23 protein-coding genes and 1 pseudogene are annotated in these 25,646 nt (G+C 72.4%); 12 read left to right on the forward strand and 12 right to left on the reverse strand.

What is annotated here, in order from left to right; genetic code table 11:
* The first annotated feature begins 80 nt into the window (after positions 1 to 80).
* Complete coding sequence (locus IGS69_RS30995; protein WP_190903768.1) at positions 81 to 554, forward strand: carboxymuconolactone decarboxylase family protein; 474 nt, start codon at positions 81 to 83, stop codon at positions 552 to 554.
* 28 nt (positions 555 to 582) lie between these two features.
* Here the strand turns inward: IGS69_RS30995 and IGS69_RS34850 are convergent.
* Positions 583 to 787, reverse strand: a pseudogene (locus IGS69_RS34850) (FCD domain-containing protein); the annotation flags it as partial.
* A 13-nt stretch (positions 788 to 800) separates the two neighbouring features.
* Positions 801 to 2,222, reverse strand: a complete 1,422-nt coding sequence (locus IGS69_RS31000) for a lipase maturation factor family protein (protein ID WP_190903769.1) — start codon at positions 2,220 to 2,222, stop codon at positions 801 to 803.
* Positions 2,223 to 2,366: 144 nt separating this feature from the next.
* Between IGS69_RS31000 and IGS69_RS31005 the strand changes: the two genes are divergently transcribed.
* The 3 genes from IGS69_RS31005 to IGS69_RS31015 all read left to right on the forward strand — a co-directional run bounded on the left by IGS69_RS31005 (position 2,367) and on the right by IGS69_RS31015 (position 6,548).
* A complete protein-coding gene (locus IGS69_RS31005) occupies positions 2,367 to 3,497 on the forward strand; it encodes a DUF6777 domain-containing protein (protein ID WP_190903770.1) in 1,131 nt (376 codons plus the stop codon).
* A 77-nt stretch (positions 3,498 to 3,574) separates the two neighbouring features.
* Positions 3,575 to 5,662, forward strand: coding sequence for a SpoIIE family protein phosphatase (locus tag IGS69_RS31010; protein WP_190903771.1), 2,088 nt, complete (start codon positions 3,575 to 3,577; stop codon positions 5,660 to 5,662).
* Positions 5,663 to 5,684: 22 nt separating this feature from the next.
* Positions 5,685 to 6,548 carry an Fpg/Nei family DNA glycosylase gene (locus IGS69_RS31015; RefSeq protein WP_190903772.1) on the forward strand — a complete coding sequence of 288 codons (864 nt, stop codon included), beginning with the start codon at positions 5,685 to 5,687 and terminating at the stop codon, positions 6,546 to 6,548.
* A 12-nt stretch (positions 6,549 to 6,560) separates the two neighbouring features.
* On the opposite strand, the gene IGS69_RS31020 is transcribed toward IGS69_RS31015, so the two are convergent.
* The 4 genes from IGS69_RS31020 to IGS69_RS31035 form a co-directional block, all read right to left on the reverse strand.
* Positions 6,561 to 7,742 (reverse strand): PP2C family protein-serine/threonine phosphatase, encoded by a 1,182-nt coding sequence (locus IGS69_RS31020; protein ID WP_190903773.1) that lies wholly within the window; start codon positions 7,740 to 7,742, stop codon positions 6,561 to 6,563.
* Between the two features lie 110 nt (positions 7,743 to 7,852).
* The gene (locus IGS69_RS31025; RefSeq protein ID WP_190903774.1) at positions 7,853 to 8,506 is read right to left on the reverse strand and encodes a zf-HC2 domain-containing protein; all 654 of its coding nucleotides are present in this window, start codon (positions 8,504 to 8,506) and stop codon (positions 7,853 to 7,855) included.
* 151 nt (positions 8,507 to 8,657) lie between these two features.
* On the reverse strand, positions 8,658 to 9,170 hold the full coding sequence (locus IGS69_RS31030) for a hypothetical protein (protein ID WP_190903775.1): 513 nt from the start codon (positions 9,168 to 9,170) through the stop codon (positions 8,658 to 8,660).
* A 153-nt stretch (positions 9,171 to 9,323) separates the two neighbouring features.
* Complete coding sequence (locus IGS69_RS31035; RefSeq protein ID WP_190903776.1) at positions 9,324 to 9,869, reverse strand: sigma-70 family RNA polymerase sigma factor; 546 nt, start codon at positions 9,867 to 9,869, stop codon at positions 9,324 to 9,326.
* Between the two features lie 222 nt (positions 9,870 to 10,091).
* Here IGS69_RS31035 and IGS69_RS31040 point away from each other — a divergent pair, with 222 nt between their 5' ends.
* On the forward strand, positions 10,092 to 11,243 hold the full coding sequence (locus tag IGS69_RS31040; protein ID WP_190903777.1) for a CapA family protein: 1,152 nt from the start codon (positions 10,092 to 10,094) through the stop codon (positions 11,241 to 11,243).
* A 152-nt stretch (positions 11,244 to 11,395) separates the two neighbouring features.
* On the opposite strand, the gene IGS69_RS31045 is transcribed toward IGS69_RS31040, so the two are convergent.
* Positions 11,396 to 11,857, reverse strand: a complete 462-nt coding sequence (locus tag IGS69_RS31045; protein WP_190903778.1) for a universal stress protein — start codon at positions 11,855 to 11,857, stop codon at positions 11,396 to 11,398.
* 153 nt (positions 11,858 to 12,010) lie between these two features.
* Here IGS69_RS31045 and lysX point away from each other — a divergent pair, with 153 nt between their 5' ends.
* Both lysX and IGS69_RS31055 read left to right on the forward strand, forming a co-directional pair.
* Positions 12,011 to 15,301 (forward strand): bifunctional lysylphosphatidylglycerol synthetase/lysine--tRNA ligase LysX, encoded by a 3,291-nt coding sequence (gene lysX, locus IGS69_RS31050; RefSeq protein WP_190903779.1) that lies wholly within the window; start codon positions 12,011 to 12,013, stop codon positions 15,299 to 15,301.
* A gap of 89 nt (positions 15,302 to 15,390) precedes the next feature.
* Entirely contained in the window at positions 15,391 to 16,233 is an 843-nt protein-coding gene (locus tag IGS69_RS31055) for a polysaccharide deacetylase family protein (protein WP_190903780.1), read from the forward strand.
* A gap of 40 nt (positions 16,234 to 16,273) precedes the next feature.
* On the opposite strand, the gene IGS69_RS31060 is transcribed toward IGS69_RS31055, so the two are convergent.
* A complete protein-coding gene (locus IGS69_RS31060; protein ID WP_190903781.1) occupies positions 16,274 to 16,942 on the reverse strand; it encodes a class F sortase in 669 nt (222 codons plus the stop codon).
* A gap of 351 nt (positions 16,943 to 17,293) precedes the next feature.
* Here IGS69_RS31060 and IGS69_RS31065 point away from each other — a divergent pair, with 351 nt between their 5' ends.
* The gene (locus IGS69_RS31065; protein ID WP_190903782.1) at positions 17,294 to 17,824 is read left to right on the forward strand and encodes a hypothetical protein; all 531 of its coding nucleotides are present in this window, start codon (positions 17,294 to 17,296) and stop codon (positions 17,822 to 17,824) included.
* Between the two features lie 140 nt (positions 17,825 to 17,964).
* On the opposite strand, the gene IGS69_RS31070 is transcribed toward IGS69_RS31065, so the two are convergent.
* The 3 genes from IGS69_RS31070 to IGS69_RS35010 form a co-directional block, all read right to left on the reverse strand.
* Positions 17,965 to 18,492, reverse strand: a complete 528-nt coding sequence (locus tag IGS69_RS31070; protein ID WP_190903783.1) for a hypothetical protein — start codon at positions 18,490 to 18,492, stop codon at positions 17,965 to 17,967.
* Between the two features lie 224 nt (positions 18,493 to 18,716).
* Positions 18,717 to 19,481, reverse strand: coding sequence for a bestrophin-like domain (locus IGS69_RS31075; protein WP_232543685.1), 765 nt, complete (start codon positions 19,479 to 19,481; stop codon positions 18,717 to 18,719).
* 24 nt (positions 19,482 to 19,505) lie between these two features.
* Positions 19,506 to 19,637 (reverse strand): hypothetical protein, encoded by a 132-nt coding sequence (locus IGS69_RS35010; protein WP_260419336.1) that lies wholly within the window; start codon positions 19,635 to 19,637, stop codon positions 19,506 to 19,508.
* Between the two features lie 28 nt (positions 19,638 to 19,665).
* Here IGS69_RS35010 and IGS69_RS34855 point away from each other — a divergent pair, with 28 nt between their 5' ends.
* The 4 genes from IGS69_RS34855 (at position 19,666) to IGS69_RS31095 (ending at position 24,627) form a co-directional block, all read left to right on the forward strand.
* Positions 19,666 to 20,076: a hypothetical protein gene (locus IGS69_RS34855; RefSeq protein ID WP_232543686.1), complete on the forward strand. Its 411-nt coding sequence runs from the start codon at positions 19,666 to 19,668 to the stop codon at positions 20,074 to 20,076.
* Between the two features lie 291 nt (positions 20,077 to 20,367).
* On the forward strand, positions 20,368 to 21,342 hold the full coding sequence (locus IGS69_RS31085; RefSeq protein WP_190903785.1) for an SCO0930 family lipoprotein: 975 nt from the start codon (positions 20,368 to 20,370) through the stop codon (positions 21,340 to 21,342).
* Between the two features lie 331 nt (positions 21,343 to 21,673).
* Positions 21,674 to 22,486 (forward strand): SAM-dependent methyltransferase, encoded by an 813-nt coding sequence (locus tag IGS69_RS31090; RefSeq protein WP_190903786.1) that lies wholly within the window; start codon positions 21,674 to 21,676, stop codon positions 22,484 to 22,486.
* The gene (locus IGS69_RS31095; RefSeq protein WP_190903787.1) at positions 22,483 to 24,627 is read left to right on the forward strand and encodes a putative bifunctional diguanylate cyclase/phosphodiesterase; all 2,145 of its coding nucleotides are present in this window, start codon (positions 22,483 to 22,485) and stop codon (positions 24,625 to 24,627) included. The genes IGS69_RS31090 and IGS69_RS31095 overlap by 4 nt, the downstream gene beginning before the upstream one ends.
* Before the next feature lie 129 nt (positions 24,628 to 24,756).
* Here IGS69_RS31095 and IGS69_RS31100 read toward each other — a convergent pair whose 3' ends face one another.
* Complete coding sequence (locus IGS69_RS31100; RefSeq protein WP_190903788.1) at positions 24,757 to 25,641, reverse strand: LysR family transcriptional regulator; 885 nt, start codon at positions 25,639 to 25,641, stop codon at positions 24,757 to 24,759.
* Positions 25,642 to 25,646: the final 5 nt, after the last annotated feature.

Genomic DNA, 25,646 nt, shown 5'->3' on the forward strand with positions numbered 1-25,646 from the left:
TCACATCCGTCCGTGTCACATGGTGAGGGGGCCGCTGCCTCATAGGGGTGTACGCATCGCCAACGGCAGAGGAGCACACCATGAGCGCACGACTGGACATCTTCGGCAGCCCGAGCGCGAGCAAGCTCGTCAAGCAGTTCACCTCCGTGGGGCGGCTGGTGGTGGAGTCACCGCTGCCGGCCGCCACCCGGGAGCTGGTCTCGCTGCGGGTGAGCCAGATCAACGGGTGCGCGGTCTGCGTCGACATGCACACCAAGGAGGCCACCGCCGCGGGCGAGAGCGCCGTACGGCTCCATCTGGTCGCGGCGTGGCGGGAGGCGACGGTCTTCACCGACGCCGAGCGTGCGGCGCTGGAGCTGGCCGAGCAGGGGACCCGGATCGCGGACGGCGCCAGCGGGGTGCCGGACGAGGTGTGGGAGCGGGCCGCCAAGCACTACGACGAGGAGGAGCTCATGGCGCTGGTGACCCTGATCGCCTTCATGAACACCGCGAACCGGCTGAACGTCATCCTGGAGCAGCCGGCGGGCGACTACCAGGCCGGTCAGTTCAAGTAGCCGCGGAGCACCGGGCCCTGGGAGGGTCCTAGGGCCCGAGCTGCGCGCGCAGCCACTGCTCCACCTCGCCCACGTGCGCGGCCGCCGTCGCGCGGGCCGCCTCCGGGTCACGGGCCGCCAGGGCCCGGTGGATCGCCGCGTGCTCACGGCGGGTGCGGGCTAAGGCGCCCTCCTCCTGGTAGCCACGCCAGACCCGGGCACGGAACGTCCCGTGACGACAGGCCCTCCAGGACCCGCCACCCGCGTCTACGGCCTCTGAACCGGCTCCGCCAGCCGCGTCGGCGGCAGGAAGTCCCGCACATACGTCCGCTCCCAGCACGCGCCCGTCTCCCGCAGCTCGCGCCATGTCGTGTAGCGGTACCGGAACAGGCGGGCGCGCACGAACCGCGGGGGCTCGTCCGGCGGGAACGGGGAGCGGCGCAGCAGCTTCAGCGTGGCCCGGTCGTTCTCCAGCAGCCGCTCCACCAGCGTCCCGAACCAGGGGTCGGCGTAGGCGGGAGAGAGGGCCGCGAACCACATCAGCCAGTCCAGCCGCAGATGGTAGGGCGCGTACTGGCGCGGCCAGCGCCGCGGATCGCCCGGCTTGCCCTTGAACTCGTACTCGAGCCAGCCCGCGTCCGCGCGCGGCACCTCGTCCGCGGTGCCCTCCACCACCACCTCGTACCGCACCCGGCTCACGCTGCCGAACGCCCCGTAGGTGTTGACCAGGTGGAGCGGGTCGAAGGAGCGGTTCATGACCTGACGGCGGGAGAGCATGTTGCGGACCGGCTGGTAGCTGAGGACCAGGAGCGAAACGGCCACCGTGAGCACCACCACGACGTACCACAGCGGGGCATCGGGCACGTCCGGCGGATCGGTGGGGAACCGTACAGCCGACAGTGCCAGCACGATCGTGAGCCAGTTCAGCCAGGCGAAGTTGCCCGACAGCACCAGCCACAGCTGGGTGACGATCATCAGCGACGCGGCGGCCGTCGCGATGGGCTGCGGGGTGAACAGCAGGAACGGCACCACGAGCTGGGTGACGTGGTTCGCGGCCACCTCGACGCGGTGCACGGGCGCCGGCAGACGGTGGAAGAACCAGCTCAGCGGGCCGGGCATCGGCTGGGTCTCGTGGTGATAGTCCAGGCAGGTGAGCTCGCGCCAGCAGGCGTCCCCGCGCATCTTGATCAGTCCCGCGCCGAACTCCACGCGGAACAGGATCCACCGCAGCAGGAACAGCACGACGACCGGCGGCGCCACCTCGTCGTTGCCGAGGAACACGGCGAGGAACCCGACCTCCAGCAGCAGCGACTCCCAGCCGAACGAGTACCAGGTCTGCCCGACGTTGACGATCGACAGGTACAGCACCCACGGCACCAGCCACAGCAGCATGCCGCCCCACAACGGCAGCAGCGAGTCGACCCCCGCCAGCAGCGCCGCCGACACCGCACAGCCCGCCCAGGCGCAGAGCGCGAAGAAGCGGTCCGAGTAGTGCCACTGGAACAGGCTCGGCGCCCGCTTGAACGGCACCCGCTCCACGAACCGCGGCACAGGCAGCATGCCGCGCCGCCCGATCAGCGGGCGGAACTGGAGCACCGCCGTCAGGAACGCCACCAGGTAGACGGCGGCCAGCGCCCGCTGGAAGACCAGCCGGGTCAGCCAGTAGTCGGGGGCATCGAACCAGTCCACAGCCGTGCGGACCTCCTCCCGGTGCGGCGCCCTGCCTGGGCGTCACGCTCCGTGTGCCGTCGCTCCGGTTGCGTGACACAAGTGATCAAAGCACACAATAGTGACGTATGGCCCCGAACGGGCCGAGGTGAGCGGGAGGACGAGGTGCGGACACCCACCGGGACCGTCGTCCTGGCCTGCGTGCTCTCGGCGGTGCTCCTCCTCTCGGCCTGCGTCGGCCACACCACCCGGCCCCCCGGCGCCGCCCGTCCGGGCGACGCGGGCACCGGTGGAGAACTGCTCCTCCTGTCGGCCGCGGCTCCGGGGCCCGACCCGTTCACGGACTCCACTGCCCTCACGGCGGCTACCCCGTCCCCCGCCCCGCGAACGTCACCTCGCACCGACCGGGCCTTCGCCGCCGGCGGGCCACGCTCCCTCTCCGGCGGCACGCCCGGCCTGTACGGCGGCACCGAGCGGACCGGCAGCTGTGACATCGGCCGGCAGGTCGGCCACCTCGTCCGCGACTCCGCCAGGGGCCGCGCCTTCGCCGAGGTCGTGGGCATCTCCCCGGCGGCGCTCCCCGACCATGTGCGCGCGCTGACCCCGGTGGTGCTGCGCGCCGACACCCGCGTCACCGGCCACGGCTTCCGCGCCGGGCGGATCACCCGGCACCAGTCCGTTCTCCAGGCCGGCACCGCCATCCTCGTGGACGACCGGGGCCTGCCGCGCGTGCGGTGCGCCTGCGGCAACCCGCTCGGTCCGCCTGCCGGGTTTCATGGCACTCCGGTCGTCAGAGGCACTCCCTGGCCCGGCTACCGGCCCGAACGGGTGATCGCCGTGACCCCGGCCCCGCGGGCCCTCGCCGGTTTCACGATCATCGACGTCACCGCCCGGACCTGGATCGAACGCCGTACCGGCCACGACGTACGCCACGACCGGACCCTGCCGCCCCCTGCCCTGCTGACGGACCCCCCGTACTCGTCCCGGCCGGCACGGTCGCCGGAGAACCACGTGCCGCCGGAAGCGGAGCCGGACCCCGGCCCGGACGGCGCATCTTCCTGGGACACCCCGGCCGAGGTGAGTCTCCCCGCCGCGCCAACGCCCCTTCCGCCGACCGGCGGGACCGACCCGCCTCCCGAACCGCCGGCCGAGCCGGAGGACCCCGCGGGCCCCGACGAGGTCGGTCCCGATGCCGTCCCCGACAACCCCGATCCCCCCGACGGGGCCGGGCTGATCCCCGACGACCGGTCCGCCGAACGCATCCCCGGCAGCCCCACAGGCGTCTTCAGCAACTGAGGGCCGATCCGGCGTCGCGGCTCGTAGACTCAGTACATCCGGTCGAAGAATCGGACGAATCCTGGCAAGGTGGGCCCATGGCTGATCGGGGAGCGAGTGCCCTGTCCCTTCCGGACGGCTGGCCCGCCCACCCGGACCCGATCCTCGTGCTCAACCGGATGGGCAGCTTCGACTGGGATCTGGACACCGGCCTGATGCAGATGGACGCCCAGGCCCACGAAGTCTTCGACGTGCGCCCCGACGAGTACGACGACCACCCCGAGACCCTCGCCAAGCGCGTCCCGCCCGACGAGTCACGGCGCCTGGACACCGCGGTCTCCCAGGCCCTGAAGGACGGCAGCGAGAACTACGGCGCCTACTTCCGCGTCCGCCGCCGCGACGGCTCCCTGCGCTGGACCCACACCCAGGGCTACATCCGGCGCGACGACACCGGACGGCCCCGCCGCATCATCGGCATCATCCGGGACGCCACCCGCGAACTCGGCGAGAGCGACGCCCGCCTCGACCAGACCGCCCGCGACGAGGCCCGCCGCGAGCAGACCAGCGTCGTCGAACTGACCACGGCCGCCCTCGCCCACGCCCGCACCGTCCAGGACGTCATCGACGTCCTCAAGGACACCCACGGCCTCGTCCACCTGGGCGCCACCAGCCTCGTCATGGGCCTGGTCGAGGCCGGCCGCATCCGCCTGGTCGCAGAGGGTCCCGCGGACAGCTTCGTGCCCGGCACCCGCGTCACCCGGATCGACGAGCCCTACCCGATGAGCGAGGCCGTACGGACCCTCGGCCCGTGCTTCATCGAGTCACCACAGGAGTTCGCCGAGCGCTACCCGCTCCTGTGGCCGCACATCACCGACCTCGACATCACCTCGGCCGCCTACCTGCCGCTCATCGTCCAGGCCCGGCCGATCGGCGTGATGGGCCTGCTCTACAGCGACCGGTACGGCTTCACCTCCGAGGAGCGCAACATCCTCGTCGCCCTCGGCAGCAGCATCGCGCAGAGCCTTCAGCGCGCTATGTTCTACGAGCAGGAGATGGACCTCGCGCAGGGCCTCCAGCAGGCCATGCTGCCCCGGACCATCCCGAGCGTGCCCGGCGCCGACGTCGCCGTCCGCTACCGCGCCGCCACCATCGGCGGCTCCGTCGGCCGGGACATCGGCGGCGACTGGTACGACCTGATCCCGCTGCCCGGCGGCCGGGTCGGCGCCGTCATCGGCGACGTCCAGGGCCACGACACCCACGCGGCCGCCGTCATGGGCCAGTTGCGCATCGTGCTGCGCGCCTACGCCGCCGAGGGGCACCCCCCGGCCACCGTCATGGCCCGCGCCTCCGTCTTCCTGCACGAACTCGACACCGACCGCTCCGCGACCTGCCTCTACGCGGAGGCCGACCTGTCCACGGGCGTGCTCCAGATGGTCCGGGCCGGCCACATCGACCCACTGGTGCGCCACACCGACGGCTCCTGCCGCCGCGTCACCGTCCCCGGCGGGCTGCCCCTCGGCCTGTCCGCCGAGTTCGGCCGCCTCGCCTACCCCGTGGGCACCATAGAGCTCGACCCCGGAGACACCCTGCTGCTGTGCACCGACGGTCTGGTCGAGCAGCCCGGCGCCGACCTCGACGACGGCATGCGCACCCTGGGATCGCTCGTCGCCACCGGCCCCGACGACGTACGGGACCTCGCCGAGCGGCTGATCGACGTGGCCGCCGAGCGCGGCGGGGACGACGACGTGGCGCTGCTCCTGCTGCGCCGGCGCGGCCCCGAGAACCCGCAGTCCGGCCGCCGGCTCCAACGGCATGTGGCGCCCGGCGACCCCGGGGCCCTCACCGAGGCCCGGCACATGATCCGCACCGCGGTCGCCGGCTGGGGAGCGGGCGAGCGCGCCGACGAGATCGAACTGGTCGCCGACGAGCTGATCACCAACGCGCTGATGCACACCGAGGGCTCAGCCGTCGTCACCCTGCGGGCCTTCACCGGCTCCGAGCCCCGGCTGCGCGTCGAGGTGGAGGACTCCTCCAGCGCGCTGCCGCGCCGTCGCGAGGCGGGCGAGTCGGGCGTCTCCGGGCGGGGCCTGCTCCTGGTCGATCTGCTCACCGACGTGTGGGGTGTGGAGGCCCGGGGCGGCGGCAAGGCGGTGTGGTGCGAGTTCGTGGTGCCCGGCTCCGGCTGACCCGGCGTGGCACCCTGGACTCATGCCGGAACTCCCCGAGGTCGAGGCGCTCAAGGACTTCCTGACCGAGCACCTCGTCGGCCAGAAGATCGCACGGGTGCTGCCCGTCGCGATCAGCGTGCTGAAGACGTACGAACCACCCCTGTCCGCGCTGGAGGGCCGGGAGGTCACCGCCGTCCACCGGTACGGCAAGTTCCTTGACCTCCACACCGCGGACGGCCCGCATCTCGTGACGCATCTGGCGCGCGCGGGCTGGCTGCACTGGAAGGACCGCCTGCCGGACGCCCCGCCCCGCCCCGGCAAGGGCCCCCTCGCGCTGCGCGCGGCCCTGGAGACCGGTGCCGGGTTCGACCTCACCGAGGCCGGCACCCAGAAGCGCCTCGCGGTGTACGTCGTGGCCGACCCGCAGGAGGTCCCGGGCGTGGCCCGGCTCGGTCCGGACCCGCTCGCCGGCGACTTCGACGAGCGGCGCCTGGCGGAGCTCCTGGCCGGCGAACGGCGTCAGCTCAAGGGCGCGTTGCGGGACCAGAGCCTCATCGCGGGGGTGGGCAACGCCTACAGCGACGAGATCCTGCACGCGGCGAGGATGTCGCCCTTCAAACTGGCCGCGTCCCTGAGCGAGGAGGAGACCGGGCGGCTGTACGCGGCCCTGCGCGACACGCTCACCGAAGCGGTCGAACGCTCCCGGGGTGTGGCGGCCGGCCGGCTGAAGGCCGAGAAGAAGAGCGGACTGCGCGTCCACGGCCGCACCGGCGAGCCCTGTCCGGTGTGCGGCGACACCATCCGCGAGGTGTCCTTCGCCGACTCCTCGCTCCAGTACTGCCCGACCTGCCAGACCGGTGGCAAGCCGCTCGCGGACCGCAGGTTGTCCCGTCTGCTGAAGTGACCCGGGCCCGGGTCACCGGGCCGGCGGTCGCCACTCGAACATCAGGATGGTCGCGTCGTCCCGCAGTCGGCTGGTGGGCGAGTCGAGGATGGCGTGGATGAGCCGCCGCAGCGTCTCGGGTGCCAGCTCGCCCGAGGCCGTCGCCCCGATGATGTAGTCGGCGAACTGTTCGAGCCCGAACTCCGCGCCGTCGACGGCCCTGGCCTCGGTGACCCCGTCGGTGTACATCAGCACCCGGTCGCCGGGCTTCAGCGCGATCTCGTGCGTTTCCCGCCTGCCCCCGGTCAGCAGGGACGGCATGCCCATCGGCGGGTGGGCCTCGCGCCGCATGGCGTCGACGAGCGGCCGCCGGTCACGGATGAGCAGCGGGGTGGGGTGACCGCAGTTGACCCACCGCAGTATCCCCGACGCCAGGTCCAGCTGGGCCAGGACGCCCGTGCAGAACTGGTCCGGGAGCCACTGCGAGAGCGCCTCGTCGACGCTCTCCACCAGCTCCGGCAGGTCCGCCCCGGTCCGCCGGGCGTTGCGGCACGCGGCCAGCGACACCGCCGTGGTCAGTCCTGACGCCAGGTTGTGCCCCATGGCGTCGAGGACCGCGACATGCAGCGTCGTCTCGGTCAGGGAGTGGTCGAAGGCGTCGCCGCCGAGCTCGTAGGCGGGCTCCAGCACGGCCGTCGACACGACGTGGGAGGTGCCGATGGTGCGGGGCGGCAGGAACGCCCGCAGCATCTCGGCGGGCAGCCGCATCGGCCGGGCGCGCAGGCGCCGTACGAAGGAGTCCTGGTACGCCCGCGCGGACGTGATCATCATGGCGAGCAGTTTGGCCAGGGCCCGGCCGCGCAGCAGCACGGACGGGGTCAGCGAGGGGCAGTTCACCGCGATGACGCCGAGGCGTTCGGCGCCGTCCACGAGCGGGATCCAGGCCGTCATACCGCCGGCCTCGGACTCCTCCACGCGCAGCGACTGGGTGCGGTAGGTCCAGCCCGCCAGCGAGCCGTCGACGAGCAGGGAGGAGGTGACGTCGGTGAGCGGTACCAGCCGGCGCTGCTGGATGTCGGCGAGGTACACCACGGAGTTCTGGATTCCGAGGGCCCTGGTGCAGCGGGCCACAGCCGTGGGCAGGTCCAGCGTGGCGTTCTCCGGATCGGCGAGGAACTCCTCCAGGTGGCCGTCCCCGGGCTCTGCCGTCGTCACCTCGTCTCCCCTCAGCGGGACCACGGGCACCCGGCGCTCTCCCGGGTGCGTCGTCCAGCAGTTTCACACCGGGGCGCGGGCGGCGCCCGGTGACAGGGGCGGACGGATGGTCAGCTCGGCTGGAGTCTCCACAGGACCTCGCCGGTCGCCGAGCGGATCTCGTAGCGGGCGATGTCCTCCGGATGCATGGAGGTGCTGGCCATCATCGTGTTGGGGTGGTCGTCGTGGCCGGGCCCGTGCCAGCTGGTCGCGGTCTCCTCGGTGCCGTCGTGTCCGACGATCACCAGGTGGCAGGGGCGCGGACCCGAGGCGTCCTTCACCTTCAGCTCGACCTGGCTGCCCGAGGCCTCCTCCTCGGTGGTGACCTGTGCCCACACGCCCGTGCGCGTGTCGGTCGCGGCCACCGTCCGGGACTCCTCGGCGCTGCCCTCGGCCATCATCGCGATGCCGGGGACCGACGCCGCGAAAACCACCGAGGCGGCCAGGGCGAACAGCAGACGCCTGCGTCCGGTCCGGCGCCGGGTCGCCACCTCGGCCAGCAACCCGTCCAGCATGCGCGGGCCGGGCTGCGCCATCGGGTGCACGAACCGCGGCGTCGCCCGCCGGTACAGCATCAACTGCCGTGTGGTCACGCCGAATTCCGTCACCTCTGCAGCGCACCGAGGGCACTCCATGAGGTGGTCCTCGAAGCGGAATGCCTCCGCCTCGTCCAGCACGCCGAGCGCGTAGGCCGCGACGTCGTGATGCCTTTCCAGGGACCTCATGCCGAATCCTCGTGCCGTTGGGTGCGGGTGGGGTTACTCCTTGCTCCCACCGGTACGGACCAGGCAGCGGAATCACTCAAGCCGGTGACACAATCGCAACCAAAGGATTCGGAGCCCTCCGGCCCCCGGATTGGTCCGGGACCGCAGAAATCTAAAAAAGATGGATCGCGAGGTGTCCCAGCGGCAGTCCGAGCTGCCAGGCGGGCGTCCAGACCTTCGGCCCGTCGTCCTCCCCGACCACCGGAGCGCCCCCCGGCACCGCGTTCAGATCGGGCGCGAGCAGCTCCGTCTCCTGCAGCCAGCGCCAGGCCTCCTCGGCGAGAGACAGGTCCGGCGCGGGCCGGCCCGACCGCGCGGCGCCCACGCCGAGCTCGGCCAGCCGCTCACGCACCCACTCCTGCCACGGCTGGTCGTACGCGGTCAGCGACAGCCACGTCTCCAGCTGGGTGACGACCCGGATGCCGGACAGCTCCCCGTCGGTGTCGGACAGGAAGATGGTCAGCGCCAGGGCGTCGCGCCCGGCGCGGAACTCGAAGGACGTCGGCGGCATCAGATCGCCGGTCCGCAGCAGCTCGTCGGCGATGTACTCGGCGTACAACCACGCCATGGGGACGGTCAGTTCGCCGTCGGAACCGTCCGTGCTCCCCTGCTCTTCGTCCAGCATCCCTTCCTGCCTTCCTCCGGTACGTGCGCGTCGCCCGACACCGGGCTCCCGGGGGCACTGACGTCCCCCTCCGGAACACGGATGAGGACAGCCGATTACTCAACCGGGGTCATCGGCAAGGCGCTTTACGGAGGCTTGACCCACGCATTGGTTTCATCGCAGGTCGGCGGCGTATCCCGGTAGCACCCTGCGCAGGGCGCGCAGCGCGTAGTACGCGCGGGACTTCACGGTACCGGGCGGGATGCCGAGGGTCGCCGCGGCTTCCGCCACACTCGCCCCCTGGAAGTACACCAGCACCAGGACTTCACGGTGCTGCGGAGTGAGTGTCTTCACAGCCTGGCGGACGTCGAGCATCGCGGCGGCCCGCTCGGCGTGGTCGGAGATGACCCGCGCGTTCTCCAGCACCGCGTCGCCGACCTCGGCCGGTCGCGCCTGACGGGCCCGCCGGGCGTCGATGGCGAGGCGCCGCGCGACGGTCATCAGCCAGGGCCGCACGGAGTCGAAGTCGTCGGCGCGCAGGGCCTCGGGATGCTGCCAGGCGCGCACCAGCGTCTCCTGGACCAGGTCCTCCGCGCGCTGCCGGTCGCCGTCGCAGAGCCGCAGCAGCAGCGCGAAGAGGGGCCGGCCGTGCTCCCGCTGCAGTGCGGCGAGCTCGTGCTCGGCGGTCGTTCCGTTCGTGAGAGTGGATCCGGCCGTCATGGCCGTATGCCACCGCAGGGCGCCGCGCGGGCACAGGGCACGTACCCGGCTGTGCGGCGGACGGTCGATCGCGTCGACGAACGGTTCGACGAACGGTCAGGGCGCCCGGCCATGTGGGTGCCGGACGGGCTGATGAGCGTGTCGGAGCCGCGTGGGGCGCCAGGTGCCTTCTTTCCTGATGGTGCGTAAATACGACCACAACGCCCACAGTGGGGTGAATGCATGCTCGCACGCAGTCGACAGATCGCCCTGGCCCTGACCGTCGTCCTCGCCGCAGGCGCCGCCTGCCAGGCCCGCGGACACGACAAGCCCGGCCCCGGGCGTCCGGCACCCGCCGCCGGGCCCCGCGGCTTCACACTGGTCGCCTCCGGTGACGTCCTCCCGCACAGCACGATCATCGACCGGGCCCGCTTCGACGCCGGCGGCACCGGCTACGACTTCCGGCCGATGCTCGCCGGGATCCGTCCCGTCGTCTCCCGCGCCGACATCGCCCTGTGCCACATGGAGACCGTCTACGGCGCGGACGGCGTCTACACCGGCTACCCCACGTTCGCATCCCCGCCCGAGGTGGCCGGGGCCCTCGCCGCCACCGGCTACGACGGCTGCTCCACCGCCTCCAACCACAGCCTGGACGGCGGCGCCGACGGCATCCGCCGCACCCTCGACGCCCTCGACCGTGCCGGCGTCCGGCACGCCGGCTCGGCACGCACCGAGGAGGAGGCACGCACGGCGACCGTCCTCGGACCGGGACCGGCCGAGGTCGCCCACCTCGCCTACACCTACGACACCAACGGCCTCCCCTTCCCCGAGGGGCAGCCCTGGGCCGTCAACCTCATCGACGAGGCCAGGATCGTCGAGGACGCCCGGGCCGCGCGCCGGGCGGGCGCCGACGTGGTCGTGGTCTCCCTGCACTGGGGCACCGAGTGGCAGGACGCCCCCGACGACCGGCAGCTGACCCTGGCCCGCAGCCTCACCGCCGCACGCACCGGCGACCGCCCCGACATCGACCTGATCCTCGGCACCCACGCCCACGTCCCGCAGGCCTACGAGAAGGTCAACGGCACCTGGGTCGTCTACGGCATGGGCGACCAGATCGCCGGCGAGATGACCAACCACGAGGGTGCCAAGGACCCCCGCGGCAACCAGTCCACCCTCGGCCGCTTCACCTTCGCCCCGCCCGCCCGGCCGGGCGAGCGCTGGAAGGTGACGAAGGCGGAGTTCGTCCCGCAGCTGTTCGACGTCGACGCCGGGCGGGTCGTGAACCTCAACCGGGCGCTCGCCCAGGGCGCCGACGTCGGGGCCGTCCGCGACCGCATCCGCGACATCGTGCTCAGCCGCGGCGCGGCCGGGGACGGACTCGTCATGGGGGAGTAGCGCCCGCCGCTCCTCCCGCGACTGCTCCGGACCCCGCCCCGCCGGCCCGGAGCGGCGGGAGGAAGGCGAAGCAGAACGCCGGCCCCATGGACCGGCCGTCCCCCCCCGGGCGGAAGGGGCCGCTCAATGATCGGGCGGCATCCCGCGCCGCCCTACGGCACCACCGTCACAGGCCAGCGCCCCGCCTTCACCAGGCGGACCGCCACCGAGCCGACGATCCGGTGGCCCGCCTGCTCCGAGGCGCCCACGACCACCGCGTCGGCCTTCAGTTCGTCGGCCGCCGTCACCAGGCCGTTGTACGGGTCGCCGCGGAACGTGTGGAACTCCCAGCGGACCTCGAATATCCCCTTGAGCCGCTCGGCCGACTCCCGGATCTGCGCCACCAGGTCCTCGGCGATCTCGTCCGTCGTCCCGGCCACCGGCACCCCCAGCGCGGCGCCCGCCGCCAGCACCGGCTGCACGTACACCACGGCGAGCAGCGCGTGCTGCCGCCGGGCGAGTCCGGCGGCGTAGGCCGCGGCCCGCAGGGAGGAATCGGAGCCGTCCACCCCGACCACGATCACCTTCGGACCGTCCGTGCCCCGCTCGAACCGATGGGAGTACTGTTCCGTCACGCCGCGAGGCTATCCGAACCCCCCGGCCCGCCCGCCGGGCGGGAGGCCGGACCCAGCGCACCGGTGGCGGAGGGGATTCCCGGGCCTCCTGGGCCGCGCGGGGCGGGAGCGCTCGACGGGCGAGGAGGCGCCGGTGTTCCTAGAGTCGAAAGCATGAGCGTCATCGCGGACACCGGGACGGCCGAGGACACCCCGGGCCCGATACGGCCGCCCCACCGGGCGCACGGCTTCCTGAGCCGGGTACCGCAGGGCTTCGCCCTCTTCTTCGGGGCCCTCGGACTGCTGTGCGCCCTGCTGGCGCTGATCCCCCCGCTGCGCACCGGGCTGCGCCCCCTCGTCCGCTTCCTGGACCTGCTGCTCGTCCCGGTCAGCGCCAACCTCGCCTACGCGGTCTTCCTGTTCCTGCTCGCCGCCGCGACCGGTGCCCGCAAGAAGATCGCCTGGTGGCTGGTCGTCGTCTACCTGGGGCTGCTGGTCCTCACCGACATCCTCGGCATGGCCGTCGGCGAGTTCGCCGAGTCCGTCCCCTCCTTCGTGGTGTGCGGCCTCGCCCTGATCCTGCTGATCTACGCCCGCAAGGAGTTCTACGCCGCTTCCCGACGCGCCGCCGTACGCCGGGCCCTGGCCGTCCTGGTGGCGGGCCTGGTCGTGGCGATCCTGGTCGGCTGGGCCCTGGTCGAGGCGTTCCCGGGCACGCTGCCGAGCAACGAGCGCCTGGCCTGGGCCGCGAACCGGGTCTGCGGCGGCCTGGTGCCCGCGGACTCCTTCGACGGCCGCCCGCCGCACGCCCTGTACTTCCTGCTTGGCCTGTTCGGCGCGCTCGCCCTGCTGAACGCCGCCGCCACCCTCTTCCGCTCCCAGCGCCTGGAAGCCGCCCTGCACGACGACGAGGAGGCCCGCATCCGCGCCCTCCTCGGCCGCTACGGCGACCAGGACTCCCTCGGCTACTTCGCCACCCGCCGCGACAAGGCCGCCGTCTTCTCACCCAGCGGCAAGGCCGCCGTCACCTACCGCGTCGAGGCCGGGGTGTGCCTGGCCAGCGGAGACCCGGTGGGCGACCGGGAGGCCTGGCCGCACGCGATCGCCGCCTGGCAGGACGTGGCCCGCCGCCACGCCTGGGTCCCGGCCGTGATGGGCGCCTCCGAGGAGGGCGCCCGGGCCTTCGTCCGCGCCGGTCTCGGCGCGCTCCAGCTGGGCGACGAGGCGATCCTGCACGTCCTCGACTTCGACCTCGACGGCCGCGACATGCGTGTCACCCGCCAGGCCGTCAACCGGGTCCGACGCACCGGCGTCACCTGCCGCGTCCGCCGCCACTCCACCCTCGGCGAGGACGAGATGCGCCGGCTCGTCGAACGCGCCGACGCCTGGCGCGACACCGAGACCGAACGCGGCTTCTCCATGGCCCTGGACCGCCTCGGCGACCCGGCCGACGGCGACTGCCTCCTCGCCGAGGCCCTCGACCAGGACGGCCGGCTCCTGGCCATCCAGTCCTTCGTGCCCTGGGGCAAGGACGGCGTCTCCCTGGACCTGATGCGCCGTGACCGCACCGCCCCCAACGGCGTCATGGAGTTCATGGTCGCCGAACTGTGCGCCGTGGCCCCGAAACTGGGCGTGCGCAAGGTCTCGCTGAACTTCGCCGTGTTCCGCTCCGTGTTCGAGGAGGGCGCCCGCATCGGCGCGGGACCGGTGCTCCGCCTCTGGCGCCGCCTGCTGCTGTTCTTCTCCAAGTGGTGGCAACTGGAGGCCCTGTACCGCTCCAACGCCAAGTACCACCCCGAGTGGTACCCCCGCTTCCTCTGCTACGCGGAGGCCGCCTCCCTCGCCCGGGTCGGTCTCGCCTCCGGCATCGCCGAGGGCTTCGTCTCCGTCCCGTCGATGCGCAAGTTGTGGGGAAAGGGAAAGGGGCACCCGAAGGGCGGACAGCGGCCCGCCACCACGGAGGGGCTGCCGTCGTTGGCGGCGCTCGGCCTCGCCGGAGGGGACGGGACCGGGCCCGCCGACCCCCTCTCCGGCCTGTCCGACCAGGTCCGCGTCCGCCACCGCAAGCTCGACCGGCTGCGCGCCGACGGCACCGACCCCTACCCGGTGGGCACTCCGGCCCGCACCCACACCCTCGCCGAGGTCCGGCCCGGCGAGCATGTCACCGTCGCCGGCCGGATCATGCTGGTCCGCGACTTCGGCGGCATCGTCTTCGCCGTCCTGCGCGACTGGTCCGGCGACCACCAACTCGCCCTCACCCGCGACCGCTCCGGCCCCGCCCTGGACCGCTTCACCGCCGACACCGACATCGGCGACCACATCACCGTCACCGGCGAGGCGGGCGTCAGCGACCAGGGCGAGCCGACCGTGTTCGTCACCTCCTGGCAGCTCACCGGCAAGTGCCTGCGCCCGCTGCCGGACAAGCGCCGGGGCCTGGCCGACCCGGAGGCCAAGGTCCGCATGCGCTACCTCGACCTGGCCGCCAGCCCCGCCGCCCGCGACGTGGTCCGCGCCCGCTCCATCGCCGTCCAGGCCGTGCGTCAGGGCCTGCTGGCACGCGGCTACCTGGAGGTCGAGACGCCGGTGCTCCAGCAGATCCACGGCGGCGCCAACGCCAGGCCCTTCACCACGCACATCAACGCCTACGACCTCGACCTCTACTTGCGCATCGCCCCCGAGCTGTACCTCAAGCGGCTGTGCGTGGGCGGAATGGAGAAGGTCTTCGAGATGGGCCGCACCTTCCGCAACGAGGGCACGGACTACAAGCACAACCCCGAGTTCACGATCCTTGAGGCCTACCAGGCGTACGCCGACTACGACGTGATGCTCGACCTCGTCCGCGAGCTGATCCAGGGCGCCGCAACCGCCGCGTTCGGCAAGCCCGTCGCCCACAAGGACGGCCAGGAGTACGACATCTCCGGGCAGTGGCCGGTCAAGACCGTCTACGGCGCCGTCAGCGAGGCCCTCGGCGAGGAGATCCACCCGGGCACCGGACTGCCCGAGCTGCTGCGGCTCTGCGACCGCGCCGGCGTGCCGTACACCGCCGACGACGGCCACGGCGACGTCGTCCTGGAGATGTACGAGCGGCTCGTCGAGGAGAAGACACAGCTGCCCACCTTCTACAAGGACTTCCCGACCGACGTCTCCCCGCTCACCCGGCAGCACCGCACCGACCCGCGCCTGGCCGAACGCTGGGACCTCGTCGCGTTCGGCACCGAACTGGGCACCGCCTACTCGGAGCTCACCGACCCCGTCGAGCAGCGGCGCCGCCTCACCGCCCAGTCCCTGCTGGCCGCCGGGGGCGACCCCGAGGCGATGGAACTCGACGAGGACTTCCTCGACGCGCTCGAATACGCCATGCCGCCCACAGGGGGCCTCGGCATCGGCGTCGACCGGCTGGTCATGTTCCTCACCGGACTGACCATCCGGGAGACGCTGCCCTTCCCCCTGGTGCGCCGCCGCTGACCCGTCTGCGTGGGCCGGACGGGTGAATGTGTGCCGCCACACCGGTGTTGCTCGCGAGCGTCGGCCTTCGGCCGGGCGACTGATGAGTCATGAAGAAGGATCAGTTGCTCACCCGGCTGCTCACCCGGCGCCGGGCGTTGATCGCGGGCGCCGGCGCCGTGGGGGCGGCCGCGACGGCCGGAGTGATCACGACTGTCACCGGGGACGGACCCGTCACCTCCGCCCCGGCCGCGGGACCCCAGGCCCGGTCCGTCAAGTCCTCCGCGTACCGGCTGCAGCCGGTGACCGGCTACGGCCCGCCGCGTGCCGCGCCCCGCCGGACCCTGGTACGCCGCGAGGCACCGCTGAAGGTGTCCGGCCGCGGCCGCACCATGGTGCTGACCTTCGACGACGGCCCCGATCCCCGCTTCACCCCGGACATCCTCGACACCCTGGCCGAGTACGACGTGCGCGCGATGTTCTTCGTGTGCGGCGAAATGGTCGCCGGCGGCAGGAGGCTGCTGGCCCGGATGGCCGAGGAGGGCCATGTCGTCGGAAACCACACCTGGTCCCACCCGTTGCTGACCCGCCTCACGCGCCGTCAGATCCGCTCCCAGATGGAGCGCACCAGCGACGCCATCGAGGACGCCTGCGGGGAGCGCCCCGAGTGGTTCCGCGCGCCCTACGGCGCCTGGAACCGCGCCGCCTTCCAGCTCGGCGCGGAACTCGGCATGGAACCGCTCGGCTGGACTCTCGACACCCTCGACTGGACCACCCCGGGAGTCCGGTCCATCGCGAACCGGGTCGAACACGGCGCCGCCCCCGGCGTCGTGGTGCTCTCGCACGACGCCGGGGGCGACCGCTCGCAGAGCGTACGGGCCCTGCGGCGCTATCTGCCGGAACTGCTGGACTCCGGCTACCACGTCACCGTGCCCCGGCGGCACTACGCGTGAAGGACGCCCTCGGGCCTTTCGCCCGCCCGGCCGGGAGCGCTCAGCGCACCTCGACCAGGCGGGCGAAGGCGACGACGTTCCCCGCGTAGCCCTCCTGCTTGGAGAACCCCCCGCCGCAGGTGATGACCCGCAGTTCCGGCGCGCCCTTGGACGCGTAGACACGGTCACCGGGGAAGTTGTTCTTCTCGAAGACCTCGACGCCGTAGATCTCGAACATCGCGGTCTTTCCGTCCTGACGGGCGACCTCGACGCGATGGCCCTTCTTCAGAGCCCCGAGTCCGTAGAACACGGCCGGTCCCTGCTGGTTGTCGACATGGCCGACCACGACCGCGGTGCCCTTCTCGCCGGGGGTGACGGCACCGGTGAACCAGCCGGCCAGGTTGGGGTCCTCCGGCGGCGGTGCGCCGACCCAGCCGTCCGCGTCCAGGCCCACGGGGATCATCGGCGCGTCGACCTGGATCGCCGGGATCCGGACCCGGTCCGGGAGGGCGTAGGGCAGGGGCCGTACGGTCCCGGCGAAGGTGCCCTCGGGTACCCGGTTGTCCGCGGCGGCCGCCGTCGCCGGCTGCGGTGGGCCCTCGTCGAACTCCCCCGAACCGTTCCGGATGAGGGCGAGGCCGGTCAGCAGGACCAGCGCTATCACGCCCCACGGGGCGCGCTTCCTCGGCCGCGCCTCCTCTTCCGCCTGGGCCAGCTCGGACGCAGACATTCGCCATCCCCTCTCGACATGGCCGTCGCCGTGTCAATCGCGCCTATCCGAACGCTAAGTGGCACACGCGAAACCGGCGACGGGGCGGGGGCGAACGGGTGGCCCGGGGACGGAAGGGGTGCCTCGCGGACAGCAGGTGCGCCATCCGAGTTGCCACGGCGAGGAAATTTCTGACGGTCCGTGACCTGCGGCGATGTCCGATTGTGCGGTTTCCCCGCACCGCCTGGTCTCACCAGGACGGACCATTCCCGAAATGCGGCCCGTCGCACGGCAACTGACTGTCTCTCTGGGAGGCGCTTTCTCGCCGATCGACCGGGGACGGGTCCCGGGGCGTCTTCCGCGGAGGTTCACATGCGTAACACTCGTGCCCTGGCGGTCGCCGGCGCGGCGGTCGCCGCCCTCGGCCTCTCGGCTCCCGCGGCCGTGGCGTGGGAGACGCCCAGCAACATCACCGCCCTGCCCAGCGTGATCGCCCCCGGCGGCCAGCTGACCATCACGGTCGACGGCTGCCGGGGCGGCGGCACGGCGACGTCCAACGCCTTTTCGCCTACGCGGCTCTCGCCGGTCGGCGGCGGCGGAGGCGGAGGCAAGGGCAACGAGGGCGACCGGGGCGGCGCCGGCAGCGGGACCGCGCGGGGCACCGCCGTCATCAACAGCAACGCCCGCCCGGGCCCGTACGACATCACCGTCGACTGCAACGGCAGGCGGATGACCAAGCCGCAGGCCTTCACCGTCATCGGCGGTGTCCGCGGCGGTATCGGCGGCAGCACCACCACCGGCGCCACCCCGACCGACGTCGCCATCGGCGGTGGTCTCGTGGCCGCGGCCGTCGTCGGCGGCGGCGTGTTCTGGATGCGCCGCCGGGCCGAGCGGCGCATCTGACGCCTCGCTCCGCGCTCCTTCGACGACTCACCGCCTCGCACGTGAACGGCCCTCGCCCCGGCGCCCCTCCTGAGATCTTCAGGGGAGCCGGGGCGAAGGCCTGCGCCCATGGCGTCCATCGGCCGGCGTCCTGGTCGCGGCTAACCGGCGTCCTCGTCGGTGCGGCGGCGCGAGAAGTGGTAGGCGACGCCGAGGGATCCGGCGATCAGTGCGGCGCCGAGGCCGATCTCCTTGAGGTCGAAGCCGGCGAGGGTGCCGCCCTCACCGGCGTGCACACCCTTGTGCGGATGGCGCGTCGGGTGATGGGTGGGGTGGTGTGTCGGACGGCCGCCCGCGATCGTCAGGCGCGCGGTGCCGCTCGACTCGTCACACTCGAACTCCACGTCGTACACGGCGCCGGGCTTGGCGTCCCAGTCGACGGCGGCCGTCGCCCAGGACTCCTCCGGCGGGATGATGACCATGTCGAAGACCTCTGAGTTGACCGCCGCCTCCCCCTGGCACGCCTCGTTGCGTTCCACCCGCAGGGTGACTTCACCGCCCGCCGCCACGGTGGAGGGCATGACGCTGAAGCCGAAGTCGGTCTGGATGGCCGCGTCCGCGGCGGGCACGCAGGAGGTGAGGGCGCCGGCGCCCAGCAGTACGGCCGAAGCGAGGCCTATCGCGCGCATGGTGAATCCTCCGGGTCCCGAGGAGCAGTCGCGGACCTGTTCCGCTCACGTCACACATGCACCTCGATGCCCGAAACGCTAAGAAGGCGAGCGTGGTGGCGCGATCGCAGTAGCGCGAATGGGGCATGGGTGTGGGCCGCCCGGGGGAACGCCGCCCACGCGACCGGGGGACGGTGACGGTGTGTCGCGCGCCCCCCGGCCGGAAACCGTGCTGTGCGGCGCCGTCAGTCCCCGACGCCGGGGAAGAGGTTCAGGAACGGGTCCGCCGTGGCGGTCACGCCCCTGCTGTAGGGCGAGTCGAAGTCCCAGATCAGGAACAGCAGGAAGGCGATCAGAGCCGAGAACAGCCCGGCGAGGACCAGCTCGCGGGTCGTTCTGCGGATCTGCAGGGCGAAGATCATCCCGATGGTGACGACGGCCCCGGCGATCAGCCCGAACCACACCACCCCCGGCATGGTCTCCCCGGTCGACTCCGCCCGGGCGATCCGGGCCTGGTTCGCCGCGGTCACCTGGTCCAGCAACGGCTGGTAGGCCTGGGCCTCGAAGTCCGTCGCCGGCTCGTAGTCGGTGACGTCCTGGCGGATCCGCTCGAAGAGCTCGGCGCCGCGCGGGCTGACCTCGCCCTTGTCGGCCATGGTGTCCCACTCGGTGGTCACGACATGGCTCACATACGTCCGGATGTCGTCCCGGATGCGGTCGCGTTCCTCGGCCGGATAGACCCGTACCCGCTCCGAGATCTCGTGCAGCGCGGTCGCCTCGGCTTGGACGTGGTCCTGTGCGGCGCTGCGCCCTTCCCAGACACCGGCGATCGCCAGGCCCAGGACGATGGCGTAGACCACGCCGATCCACATGGTCATGTACTCGATGACGTCCGGGGTCTCACTGGGGTCCTCGTCCTCGGGCGCCGCGCGGTGGCGTACGAAGGTGATGATGACCACCACGGCACAGGCGGCCAGCATCGCGAGGGTGAGAACAAGCCATTCCGGCAAGAGGTACCTCCAGGGCTTCAGGGATCAGCGCGCGCGCAGCGCGGCGACGGCCACCACCGCGGGCACCGTGACGAGCAGGACGAAGGTGAGCGGCGACAGCGTGCCGTCCGCCCTCCGGGGCCGCGGCGGCGCGGCGCGGTAGCGCGGGTAGTGCACGGGCGTAGCGGACGGACGCGGCGCGGGGGTGGCCGGCGGGGCCGGTGCCGGCGGCGGGGGAGCGGGTGCCGGTGGCACGGACTTCGGGACCGGCCGGGGCGTGGGCGGTGCGGGGCGTGGCGCGGGCGGCGGTGGAGGCGGCGGCTCGGGCCGGGCCGTGGGGGCCGGCTCGGGGGGCGGGGGCTTCGGCGGGGGCGGCGGGTCCGGCGTCGGCTTCGGCGGCGGCTTCGGTGGTGGGGTCGGTGTGGGGGACGGGCTCGGCGTGGGTGTGGGGCACGGCCAGGTCTTCTTGCTGCCGGCGTACGCCACCGCCCCGGTGCCGTCCGGCCCCGTGGAGGCGTACGCGCAGGCGTCGGCCACCGCGACCCCGGCCGGTGCGCCGACGAGTGCCCAGGTCAGCGTCGCCGCCGCCAAGGCCCGTGCCGCACGGGCGGGTTGAGTCGAGAGGGGTCCTTGCACGACGAAGATCATGTGCCCTGTGCCGCCTGCACGGGCCGGAGCGCAAGGGGATTGCCCCGAAAGGGGGATGTCCGGGGCCACCGGTGTGATCGGCGGTCACCCGCGGGGTGTTTCCCGCGTACGGGTGTACGGCGGCGCGAGGGGCTCGTCACAGGTTCCGGAAAGAAATTTGGCCGACGGTTGAACACAAAGGCTGCTCCCGTGCGTACTCATGGCCGTGCGGCGGCGCAGCAGGGCGCTGCAACACCCTTGCGATTATGGGGAGTTGACGATGAAGACCTCCTGGCGGAGCGCCTCACTCGTGGCGAGCGCCGCGGCGGTCCTGGCGCTGACGACGGCGTGCGGTCAGGACAGCCCACCGGCGGCCAGCCAGAACGTGGGCGCCACGGCCGCGCCCGGGGACTACGGAAGCATCGGCTCGGGCACCGCGGGCGCGGCGGGCGGCGCCGCGAGTGCCCAGCCGTCCGCGCCGAGCGCCTCCAGCCCGTCCAACCCCGCAGGCAAGCTGTCCGTCTCCACCGCCGAGAAGGTCGGCAAGGTGGTCACCGACAGTCTCGGCCTCACCCTGTACCGGTTCGACCAGGACACGGAAGAGCCGCCCAAGTCGAACTGCGACGGTGACTGCGCCAAGACCTGGCCGCCGGTCCCGGCCGACGACGCCCAGGCCGGCGAGGGCATCGACAAGGCGCTGCTCGGTTCGGTCACCCGGGCCGACGGCACCAAGCAGCTCACCGTCGGCGGCTGGCCCGCCTACCGCTACGCCAAGGACGTCAACGCCGGTGACGTCAAGGGCCAGGGCGTGGGCGGCAAGTGGTACGCGCTCGCCCCCGACGGCAAGAAGGCGCAGGGCGGTGCGGGCGGCGGCGAGGCGGTCGAGGCCGGGCTGTCCACGCGCAACGACGCCAAGCTCGGCGAGATCGTCGTCGACAAGAACGGCATGACCGTGTACCGGTTCAAGAAGGACGAGGCCTGGCCCAAGCCGGTCTCCAACTGCACCGGTGCGTGCCTGGAGAAGTGGCCGCTCGTGGAGCCCGTCGACTTCGCCGACACCAAGGGCATCCAGAAGAAGGGCTACATGATCTTCGACCGGACCGACGGCAAGGGCAAGCAGCAGACGATCAACTGCTCGCCCATCTACACCTTTGCCGGCGACAAGGCCCCGGGCGACACCAACGGCCAGGGCGTCGGCGGCACCTGGTACGCCGTGCGGCCCGACGGAAAGCTGGTCGGCGCGTCGGAGAAGTAGAGAAACCTCCCCAGGGTTGATCGTTTCGTCCACCCGAAGCGCAGGCCCGGCCCACCCCTCCGTGCTCCACGGAGGGGTGGGCCGTTTTGCCGTGCTTCACCTGAACTCATTGAATTCCGCACACTCTTCCCCTTCCGGACCGGAACTCTCCGGAACGCCTCGGGTGCTGTTCGTCATATGTTCGAAGGGCATGCGGAGGGGTATCAATGCGGCACGTGCCGCAGGCAGTGACCGGGAACGGATGGTCAATTTCCGTTTCGGGTCGCTCCATTGGCGGGCGATCAGTAGCCTCTGCTCGAACACCGGATCGCCTAACGCCTTGGAGAGATAGATGGACCGTCCCGCCTGGGCCCCCCGGAGCATCGACATCTCGGTGCCCAGCGTTTCCCGGATGTACGACTACTACCTGGGCGGATCGCACAACTTCGAGGTCGACCGGGAAGCGGCCCGCAGGGCCATGGAGTTCATGCCTGGACTCCCCAAAGTCATGCAGGCGAACCGGGCTTTCATGCGCCGCGCCGTGCGCTACGCGGCCGGCCAGGGCGTCTCCCAGTTCCTGGACGTAGGCTCCGGCATTCCCACCTTCGGCAATGTGCACGAGGTGGCGCAGGCCGCCCGCCCCGGCGCGCGCGTGGTGTACGTCGACCACGACCCGGTGGCCGTGGCGCACAGCCAGGCGGTCCTGGAGGGCAGCGACGACGTGGGCGTCGTCGCCGCGGACCTGCGCAAGCCGCAGGAGATCCTGCGCAGCCCCGAGGTGGAGCGGCTGATCGACTTGAATCAGCCAGTGGCGCTGCTCCTCGTTGCCATACTGCACTTCGTGGAAGACGAGGACGACCCGTACGGGGCGGTGGCCGAACTGCGCGAGGCGCTCGCGCCCGGCAGCCTGCTCGTGCTCAGCCACGCCTGCTACGAGGGGATCCCGCTGCCGCCGGAGCGGGCCGGGGGTGCGGTGGACGTGTACGAGGACATCCGCAACCCGCTGATCATGCGCTCGCGCGAGGAGATCGCGCGGTTCTTCGAGGGGTACGACATGGTGGAACCCGGACTGGTGGCGATGCCGCACTGGCGCCCCGACACCGCACCCGAGGACGAGGATCCGTACGCGTTCTCCGGGCTCGCGGGCGTGGGGCGTACGGCGTGATCGCGGAACCGGACGGGCCGGAGGACAGACTGCGCCGGTTCGCGACGATCTGGAGCCGTGCCGTCTTCCCGGTGACGTCGACGTCGTCGACCCGCCCCGAGTTCGAGGCGCAGCTGCTGCCCCTGGCCCGGCGGCTGAGCGAGGCACTGCTGGCCCGGACCTTCGACTCCGACGCGGGCCGGGCGGTCGGCGCCGCCCTCGTGGACGCGCACTGCACCGACCCGGAGGCGCTCAGCCGCACCCTGGACTGCGTCGACGCCTACCTGGTCCTGTACTGCGGCGGCGACGGCGACCAGGAGGACCTGCGGGCCCGGTGCGCGCGGTTGCAGCACGCGATGGCCGCCGGTTTCGCCCGGACGCTGCGCGAGCGGACCCTGGCCGAGCAGGAGGCCATCGCCCAGGCGGCCCTCCAGGCACAGGGCGTGGTGGCGCAGGCCCTGCACGCGAGCGAGGCGCGGTTCCGCGCCGTCTTCGAGGGCGCGGCCATAGGCATCGGCATGGCCGACCTCGAAGGCAACATACTGCAGGTCAACGGCGCGCTGCTGCGCATGTTCGGGGTCTCCGAGCCGACGCTGCGCAGCCGCAACGTCCGGGAGTGGATCCACCCCGACGACGCCCCACAGACCTGGCGGCTCTACGACGAACTCGTCCGGGGCGAGCGGGAGCACTACCACCTGGAGAAGGCCTTCTACCGGCCTGACGGAACCGTCCTGTGGACCAATCTGACGGTCTCCCTGCTGCGGGACGCCGACGGCGATCCGCAGTACCAGCTCGCCCTCATGGAGGACACCACCGAGCGGCGGCTGCTCAACCTGCGGCTGCGCTACGAGGCCACGCACGACGCGCTGACCGGGCTGCCCAACCGCACCTTCTTCTTCGAGCGTCTGGAGAAGGCGCTGGGCGCCGGCGAAGGCCAGCGGTTCGGGCTGTGCTACCTGGACCTCGACGGCTTCAAGACCGTCAACGACAGCCTCGGCCACGCGGCCGGCGACCGGCTGCTGGTGGAGGTCGCCGACCGGCTCCAGTCCTGCGCCACCGCGCCCGGCGAGATGGTCGCGCGGCTCGGCGGTGACGAGTTCGTGGCGCTGACCACCGGCCCCGACACCCAGGACGCGGTGGACGAGCTCGCCGGACGCATCATGAACGCGCTGCTCGCGCCGATCAGCGTCGACGGCCGGGAGCTGACCGTGCGCGGCAGCATCGGCGTCGTGGAGGGCCCGGCCGGGGAACGCAGCCCGGCGGAGGTGCTGCGCAGCGCGGACATCACCATGTACCGGGCCAAGTCGGCGGGCGGCAACCGCTTCGAACTCGCCGACGCGGAGGCGGACGCCCGGGCCATCACGCGGCACGGGCTGACCACGGCGCTGCCGACGGCGCTGGAGCGGGGCGAGTTCTTCATCGAGTACCAGCCGCTGGTGCACCTCGGCGACGGCAGCGTCCGGGGAGCCGAGGCCCTGGTGCGCTGGCTGCACCCGCAGCACGGCGTGCTCGGGCCGGACCGGTTCATCCCGCTCGCGGAGCACACCGGGCTGATCGTGCCCCTCGGGCGGTGGGTGCTGGAGCAGTCGGTGCGCCAGGCCCGCGAGTGGCGGGAACTACGCGGTGGCGTCGAGGCGGCGGGGCCGCTGCGGATCAACGTGAACCTGTCGCCGTGCCAGCTGACGCATCCCGGGCTGGTCCAGGACACGGTCGACATCCTGGAGCGCACGGGCGTCGCGCCGGACGCGCTGTGCCTGGAGGTCACGGAGTCGGCGCTGATCGGGGCGGACGACGATCTGCTGAAGCCGCTGCGGCGCCTGGCGGAGATGGGTGTCGACATCGCCCTGGACGACTTCGGCACGGGCTACTCCAACCTCGCCAACCTGCGCCGGCTGCCGGTCAGCATCCTGAAGCTGGACCGGTCCTTCACCCAGAGCATGCAGCAGTTCCCGGCGGACCCCGTCGACCTGAAGATCGTCGAGGGCATCGTCTCCCTGGCCCACAGCCTGGACCTGGCGGTGACGGTGGAGGGCGTGGAGACGGGAGCCCAGGCCGAACAACTGCGCATCCTCGGCTGCGACACGGCCCAGGGCTGGTACTACGCGAGGCCGGGCCCACCGGAGCGCCTGCACGAACTGGCACTGGTGGACGCCACGGGCTAGAGGGGAGCGCCCTCAGAGGCGCGGGCGACCGCGCCATTTTGGGGGCGCGGGGAACTGCGCGAGCAACCACCACGGCCCCGCACCCCTGCACGGCGCCCCAAGCCCGCGGCGCTCATGGCACAGACCGCCTCACCGCTCGAGCAGCATCCGCTGCAACTCCCGAGCGGCCCGGGGCGGCGCCACATCGCTGCGGTGCGCCAGCGCGATCGTGCGATGCAGCCCGGGGCGCGCCAGCGGTGTCACCCGCAACCCCCGCCCCGCTCTCGCCGCCACCATCCGGGGCACCACGGCGACCCCCAGCCCGGCCCGCACGAACCCCAGCACCGCGTCCATCTCCCCGCCCTCCACGGCGAAGTCGGGTTCGAACCCCTCCGCACGGCACGCGGCCACGGTCAGCTCCCGCAGGTCGTACCCGTGCCGGAACATCACCAGCCGCTCACCCTCCAGGTCACCGACCCGCACGGTGCGGCGCCCCCGGCCCGGACGAGGGGCATCCGGCGAGGAGACCACGACAAGATCCTCCCGCAGCAGCTCGACCGTGGTCAGCGCCGGCGACGGCGTCGGCAGCGGCAGCACCACCAGCGCCAGATCCAGCGCTCCCCGCGCCAGCTCCCGTACCAGATCGTGCGAGCCGCCCTCCTCGATCAGCAGCCGGATCCCGGGGTAGCGGTCGTGGAACGCCCGCAGCACATCCGGCAGCAGCCCCGTGCACAGACTCGGTGTCGCGCCCAGCCGCACCCGGCCGCTGCGCAGCTGCACCAGCTCCTGCACCTCGTGCCGGGCCGTGTCGGCGTCGGCCAGGATGCGCCGGGCCAGCGGGAGGAGCGCCTCCCCGGCGTCCGTGAGCGTGATGTTGCCCCGGGCGCGCAGGAACAGATCCGCGCCCAGTTCCCGCTCCAGCGCCTTGATCTGCTGGGAGAGCGACGGCTGGGCGACATGGACCAGATCGGCGGCCCGGGTGAAGTGCCGGGTCTCGGCGACGGCCACGAAGTACTGGAGCTGCTGGAACTGCATGCATC

Source organism: Streptomyces tuirus (assembly GCF_014701095.1).
GTDB lineage: Bacteria > Actinomycetota > Actinomycetes > Streptomycetales > Streptomycetaceae > Streptomyces > Streptomyces tuirus.

Bases quoted from the DNA above. Each gene is read 5' to 3' on its own strand.
- IGS69_RS30995 (WP_190903768.1), top strand. From the start codon at position 81: ATGAGCGCACGACTGGACATCTTCGGCAGCCCGAGCGCGAGCAAGCTC.
- IGS69_RS31010 (WP_190903771.1), top strand. From the start codon at position 3,575: ATGGCTGATCGGGGAGCGAGTGCCCTGTCCCTTCCGGACGGCTGGCCC.
- IGS69_RS31015 (WP_190903772.1), top strand. From the start codon at position 5,685: ATGCCGGAACTCCCCGAGGTCGAGGCGCTCAAGGACTTCCTGACCGAG.
- IGS69_RS31025 (WP_190903774.1), bottom strand. From the start codon at position 8,506: ATGAGGTCCCTGGAAAGGCATCACGACGTCGCGGCCTACGCGCTCGGC.
- IGS69_RS31030 (WP_190903775.1), bottom strand. From the start codon at position 9,170: ATGCTGGACGAAGAGCAGGGGAGCACGGACGGTTCCGACGGCGAACTG.
- IGS69_RS31035 (WP_190903776.1), bottom strand. From the start codon at position 9,869: ATGACGGCCGGATCCACTCTCACGAACGGAACGACCGCCGAGCACGAG.
- IGS69_RS31040 (WP_190903777.1), top strand. From the start codon at position 10,092: ATGCTCGCACGCAGTCGACAGATCGCCCTGGCCCTGACCGTCGTCCTC.
- lysX (WP_190903779.1), top strand. From the start codon at position 12,011: ATGAGCGTCATCGCGGACACCGGGACGGCCGAGGACACCCCGGGCCCG.
- IGS69_RS31055 (WP_190903780.1), top strand. From the start codon at position 15,391: ATGAAGAAGGATCAGTTGCTCACCCGGCTGCTCACCCGGCGCCGGGCG.
- IGS69_RS31060 (WP_190903781.1), bottom strand. From the start codon at position 16,942: ATGTCTGCGTCCGAGCTGGCCCAGGCGGAAGAGGAGGCGCGGCCGAGG.
- IGS69_RS31065 (WP_190903782.1), top strand. From the start codon at position 17,294: ATGCGTAACACTCGTGCCCTGGCGGTCGCCGGCGCGGCGGTCGCCGCC.
- IGS69_RS31070 (WP_190903783.1), bottom strand. From the start codon at position 18,492: ATGCGCGCGATAGGCCTCGCTTCGGCCGTACTGCTGGGCGCCGGCGCC.
- IGS69_RS31085 (WP_190903785.1), top strand. From the start codon at position 20,368: ATGAAGACCTCCTGGCGGAGCGCCTCACTCGTGGCGAGCGCCGCGGCG.
- IGS69_RS31090 (WP_190903786.1), top strand. From the start codon at position 21,674: ATGGACCGTCCCGCCTGGGCCCCCCGGAGCATCGACATCTCGGTGCCC.
- IGS69_RS31100 (WP_190903788.1), bottom strand. From the start codon at position 25,641: ATGCAGTTCCAGCAGCTCCAGTACTTCGTGGCCGTCGCCGAGACCCGG.